The sequence below is a fragment of the Dysgonomonas massiliensis genome, assembly GCF_900240225.1.
Lineage (GTDB): Bacteria > Bacteroidota > Bacteroidia > Bacteroidales > Dysgonomonadaceae > Dysgonomonas > Dysgonomonas massiliensis.
In genome coordinates, this window is the sequence record NZ_OEPV01000020.1 from 1 (window position 1) to 5,513 (window position 5,513).

Sequence of the window (5,513 nt, forward strand, 5' to 3'; positions counted from 1 at the left end):
GATTGTCCAGTTGCATTTTAGTAAGCTCTTTTTGATTCTCAAATCCGGCGTCAACCATACCAGCAGAGGAAGCATCAGCACCAGCACGCTCCCAAGCATTAAGCTCAGGAAATGCAGCAGCAAGATAATCACGAGTATCCTTTCCTTTATCAGCGGCAGACTTGCCACCAAGTCCAACCAAATCAAGCAACTTATCAGAAACGGCAGAAGTGCCAGCCTGCAACGTACCTTCAAGAAGTCCTTTACCAGCTTTAGCCATAGCACCAGAAACAAAACTAGGGACGGCCTCATCAGGGTTAGGAACATTAGAGCCTTGAATGGCAGATTTAATACCAGCATCACCCATGCCTACAGTATTGTTATCGGTAGCAAGCACATCACCTTGAATGCCACCGGAGGCGGCTTTTTGACCGCCTCCAAACAATTTAGACATGGCGCCACCAGCAAGAGCAGAAGCAATACCGCCAGCAATAGCACCAAACATAAATCACCTCACTTAAGTGGCTGGAGACAAATAATCTCTTTAATAACCTGATTCAGCGAAACCAATCCGCGGCATTTAGTAGCGGTAAAGTTAGACCAAACCATGAAACCAACATAAACATTATTGCCCGGCGTACGGGGAAGGACGTCAATAGTCACACAGTCCTTGACGGTATAATAACCACCATCATGGCGACCATCCAAAGGATAAACATCATAGGCAGTCGGGAGGGTAGTCGGAACCGAAGAAGACTCAAAGCGAACCAAACAGGCAAAAAATTTAGGGTCGGCATCAAAAGCAATATCAGCACCAACAGAAACAACCTGATTAGCGGCGTTGACAGATGTATCCATCTGAATGCAATGAAGAAAACCACCATTACCAGCATTAACCGTCAAACTATCAAAATATAACGTTGACGATGTAGCTTTAGGTGTCTGTAAAACAGGTGCCGAAGAAGCTGGAGTAACAGAAGTGAGAACCAGCTTATCAGAAAAAAAGTTTGAATTATGGCGAGAAATAAAAGTCTGAAACATGATTAAACTCCTAAGCAGAAAACCTACCGCGCTTCGCTTGGTCAACCCCTCAGCGGCAAAAATTAAAATTTTTACCGCTTCGGCGTTATAACCTCACACTCAATCTTTTATCACGAAGTCATGATTGAATCGCGAGTGGTCGGCAGATTGCGATAAACGGTCACATTAAATTTAACCTGACTATTCCACTGCAACAACTGAACGGACTGGAAACACTGGTCATAATCATGGTGGCGAATAAGTACGCGTTCTTGCAAATCACCAGAAGGCGGTTCCTGAATGAATGGGAAGCCTTCAAGAAGGTGATAAGCAGGAGAAACATACGAAGGCGCATAACGATACCACTGACCCTCAGCAATCTTAAACTTCTTAGACGAATCACCAGAACGGAAAACATCCTTCATAGAAATTTCACGCGGCGGCAAGTTGCCATACAAAACAGGGTCGCCAGCAATATCGGTATAAGTCAAAGCACCTTTAGCGTTAAGGTACTGAATCTCTTTAGTCGCAGTAGGCGGAAAACGAACAAGCGCAAGAGTAAACATAGTGCCATGCTCAGGAACAAAGAAACGCGGCACAGAATGTTTATAGGTCTGTTGAACACGACCAGAAAACTGGCCTAACGACGTTTGGTCAGTTCCATCAACATCATAGCCAGATGCCCAGAGATTAGAGCGCATGACAAGTAAAGGACGGTTGTCAGCGTCATAAGAGGTTTTACCTCCAAATGAAGAAATAACATCATGGTAACGCTGCATGAAGTAATCACGTTCTTGGTCAGTATGCAAATTAGCATAAGCAGCTTGCAGACCCATAATGTCAATAGATGTGGTAGAAGTCGTCATTTGGCGAGAAAGCTCAGTCTCAGGAGGAAGCGGAGCAGTCCAAATGTTTTTGAGATGGCAGCAACGGAAACCATAACGAGCATCATCTTGATTAAGCTCATTAGGGTTAGCCTCGGTACGGTCAGGCATCCACGGCGCTTTAAAATAGTTGTTATAGATATTCAAATAACCCTGAAACAAATGCTTAGGGATTTTATTGGTATCAGGGTTAATCGTGCCAAGAAAAGCGGCATGGTCAATATAACCAGTAGTGTTAACAGTCGGGAGAGGAGTGGCATTAACACCATCCTTCATGAACTTAATCCACTGTTCACCATAAACGTGACGATGAGGGACATAAAAAGTAAAAATGTCTACAGTAGAGTCAATAGCAAGGCCACGACGCAATGGAGAAAGACGGAGAGCGCCAACGGCGTCCATCTCGAAGGAGTCGCCAGCGATAACCGGAGTAGTTGAAATGGTAATAAGACGACCAATCTGACCAGCAAGGAAGCCAAGATGGGAAAGGTCATGCGGCATACGCTCGGCGCCAGTTTGAATATTAGACATAATTTATCCTCAAGTAAGGGGCCGAAGCCCCTGCAATTAAAATTGTTGACCACCTACATACCAAAGACGAGCGCCTTTACGCTTGCCTTTAGTACCTCGCAACGGCTGCGGACGACCAGGGCGAGCGCCAGAACGTTTTTTACCTTTAGACATTACATCACTCCTTCTGCACGTAATTTTTGACGCACGTTTTCTTCTGCGTCAGTAAGAACGTCAGTGTTTCCTGCGCGTACACGCAAGGTAAACGCGAACAATTCAGCGGCTTTAACCGGACGCTCGACGCCATTAATAATGTTTTCCGTAAATTCAGCGCCTTCCATGATGAGACAGGCCGTTTGAATGTTGACGGGATGAACATAATAAGCAATGACGGCAGCAATAAACTCAACAGGAGCAGGAAAGCGAGGGTATCCTACAAAGTCCAGCGTACCATAAACGCAAGCCTCAACGCAGCGACGAGCACGAGAGCGGTCAGTAGCAATCCAAACTTTGTTACTCGTCAGAAAATCGAAATCATCTTCGGTTAAATCCAAAACGGCAGAAGCCTGAATGAGCTTAATAGAGGCCAAAGCGGTCTGGAAACGTACGGATTGTTCAGTAACTTGACTCATGATTTCTTACCTATTAGTGGTTGAACAGCATCGGACTCAGATAGTAATCCACGCTCTTTTAAAATGTCAACAAGAGAATCTCTACCATGAACAAAATGTGACTCATATCTAAACCAGTCCTTGACGAACGTGCCAAGCATATTAAGCCACTTCTCCTCATCCAACGCGTCAGTTTTTGACAGAATCGTTAGTTGATGGCGAAAGGTCGCAAAGTAAGAGCTTCTCGAGCTGCGCAAGGATAGGTCGAATTTTCTCATTTTCCGCCAGCAGTCCACTTCGATTTAATTCGTAAACAAGCAGTAGTAATTCCTGCTTTATCAAGATAATTTTTCGACTCATCAGAAATATCCGAAAGTGTTAACTTCTGCGTCATGGAAGCGATAAAACTCTGCAGGTTGGATACGCCAATCATTTTTATCGAAGCGCGCATAAATTTGAGCAGATTTGTCGTCACAGGTTGCGCCGCCAAAACGTCGGCTACAGTAACTTTTCCCAGCCTCAATCTCATCTCTCTTTTTGCGTTCTGCTTCAATATCTGGTTGAACGGCGTCGCGTCGTAACCCAGCTTGGTAAGTTGGATTAAGCACTCCGTGGACAGATTTGTCATTGTGAGCATTTTCATCCCGAAGTTGCGGCTCATTCTGATTCTGAACAGCTTCTTGGGAAGTAGCGACAGCTTGGTTTTTAGTGAGTTGTTCCATTCTTTAGCTCCTAGACCTTTAGCAGCAAGGTCCATATCTGACTTTTTGTTAACGTATTTAGCCACATAGAAACCAACAGCCATATAACTGGTAGCTTTAAGCGGCTCACCTTTAGCATCAACAGGCCACAACCAACCAGAACGTGAAAAAGCGTCCTGCGTGTAGCGAACTGCGATGGGCATACTGTAACCATAAGGCCACGTATTTTGCAAGCTATTTAACTGGCGGCGATTGCGTACCCGACGACCAAAATTAGGGTCAACGCTACCTGTAGGAAGTGTCCGCATAAAGTGCACCGCATGGAAATGAAGACGGCCATTAGCTGTACCATACTCAGGCACACAAAAATACTGATAGCAGTCGGCGTGTGAATCATTAGCCTTGCGACCCTCGGCAGCAAGAACCATACGACCAATATCACGAAAATAGTCACGCAAAGCATTGGGATTATCATAAAACGCCTCTAATCGGTCGTCAGCCAACGTGAGAGTGTCAAAAACGATAAACCAACCATCAGCATGAGCCTGTCGCATTGCATTCATCAAACGCTGAATAGCAAAGCCTCTACGCGATTTCATAGTGGAGGCCTCCAGCAATCTTGAACACTCATCCTTAATACCTTTCTTTTTGGGGTAATTATACTCATCGCGAATATCCTTAAGAGGGCGTTCAGCAGCCAGCTTGCGGCAAAACTGCGTAACCGTCTTCTCGTTCTCTAAAAACCATTTTTCGTCCCCTTCGGGGCGGTGGTCTATAGTGTTATTAATATCAAGTTGGGGGAGCACATTGTAGCATTGTGCCAATTCATCCATTAACTTCTCAGTAACAGATACAAACTCATCACGAACGTCAGAAGCAGCCTTATGGCCGTCAACATACATATCACCATTATCGAACTCAACGCCCTGCATACGAAAAGACAGAATCTCTTCCAAGAGCTTGATGCGGTTATCCATCTGCTTATGGAAGCCAAGCATTGGGGATTGAGAAAGAGTAGAAATGCCACAAGCCTCAATAGCAGGTTTAAGAGCCTCGATACGCTCAAAGTCAAAATAATCAGCGTGACATTCAGAAGGGTAATAAGAACGAACCATAAAAAAGCCTCCAAGATTTGGAGGCATGAAAACATACAATTGGGAGGGTGTCAATCCTGACGGTTATTTCCTAGACAAATTAGAGCCAATACCATCAGCTTTACCGTCTTTCCAGAAATTGTTCCAAGTATCGGCAACAGCTTTATCAATACCATGAAAAATATCAACCACACCAGAAGCAGCATCAGTGACGACATTAGAAATATCCTTTGCAGTAGCGCCAATATGAGAAGAGCCATACCGCTGATTCTGCGTTTGCTGATGAACTAAGTCAACCTCAGCACTAACCTTGCGAGTCATTTCTTTGATTTGGTCATTGGTAAAATACTGACCAGCCGTTTGAGCTTGAGTAAGCATTTGGCGCATAATCTCGGAAACCTGCTGTTGCTTGGAAAGATTGGTGTTTTCCATAATAGACGCAACGCGAGCAGTAGACTCCTTCTGTTGATAAGCAAGCATCTCATTTTGTGCATATACCTGGTCTTTCGTATTCTGGCGTGAAGTCGCCGACTGAATGCCAGCAATCTCTTTTTGAGTCTCATTTTGCATCTCGGCAATCTCTTTCTGATTGTCCAGTTGCATTTTAGTAAGCTCTTTTTGATTCTCAAATCCGGCGTCAACCATACCAGCAGAGGAAGCATCAGCACCAGCACGCTCCCAAGCATTAAGCTCAGGAAATGCAGCAGCAAGATA

The 5,513-nt window shown here is 44.7% G+C and carries 9 protein-coding genes; all 9 read right to left on the reverse strand.

Annotated features, from left to right (window positions below):
* The coding region (locus C1A06_RS15430; RefSeq protein WP_503128325.1) for a hypothetical protein at nt 1-484 on the reverse strand (484 nt) is incomplete at its 3' end.
* An 8-nt stretch (nt 485-492) separates the two neighbouring features.
* The gene (locus tag C1A06_RS15435) at nt 493-1,020 is read right to left on the reverse strand and encodes a hypothetical protein (protein ID WP_000487867.1); all 528 of its coding nucleotides are present in this window, start codon (nt 1,018-1,020) and stop codon (nt 493-495) included.
* Nucleotides 1,021-1,130: 110 nt separating this feature from the next.
* On the reverse strand, nt 1,131-2,414 hold the full coding sequence (locus tag C1A06_RS15440) for a major capsid protein (protein WP_000065572.1): 1,284 nt from the start codon (nt 2,412-2,414) through the stop codon (nt 1,131-1,133).
* A gap of 36 nt (nt 2,415-2,450) precedes the next feature.
* Nucleotides 2,451-2,567, reverse strand: coding sequence for a phage DNA packaging protein J (locus tag C1A06_RS15445; RefSeq protein WP_000033471.1), 117 nt, complete (start codon nt 2,565-2,567; stop codon nt 2,451-2,453).
* Nucleotides 2,567-3,025 (reverse strand): scaffolding protein D, encoded by a 459-nt coding sequence (locus C1A06_RS15450; RefSeq protein ID WP_000084700.1) that lies wholly within the window; start codon nt 3,023-3,025, stop codon nt 2,567-2,569. Before C1A06_RS15450 ends, C1A06_RS15445 begins: the two co-directional genes overlap by 1 nt.
* On the reverse strand, nt 3,022-3,261 hold the full coding sequence (locus C1A06_RS15455; RefSeq protein ID WP_016670801.1) for a phage DNA packaging protein C: 240 nt from the start codon (nt 3,259-3,261) through the stop codon (nt 3,022-3,024). Before C1A06_RS15455 ends, C1A06_RS15450 begins: the two co-directional genes overlap by 4 nt.
* The gene (locus C1A06_RS15460) at nt 3,194-3,346 is read right to left on the reverse strand and encodes a hypothetical protein (protein WP_435988044.1); all 153 of its coding nucleotides are present in this window, start codon (nt 3,344-3,346) and stop codon (nt 3,194-3,196) included. The genes C1A06_RS15455 and C1A06_RS15460 overlap by 68 nt, the downstream gene beginning before the upstream one ends.
* A complete protein-coding gene (locus C1A06_RS15465; protein WP_001134933.1) occupies nt 3,279-4,847 on the reverse strand; it encodes a replication endonuclease in 1,569 nt (522 codons plus the stop codon). Before C1A06_RS15465 ends, C1A06_RS15460 begins: the two co-directional genes overlap by 68 nt.
* 36 nt (nt 4,848-4,883) lie before the next feature.
* Nucleotides 4,884-5,513 (reverse strand): hypothetical protein (locus C1A06_RS15470; RefSeq protein WP_101690938.1); only part of this gene is annotated, 630 nt, incomplete at its 5' end.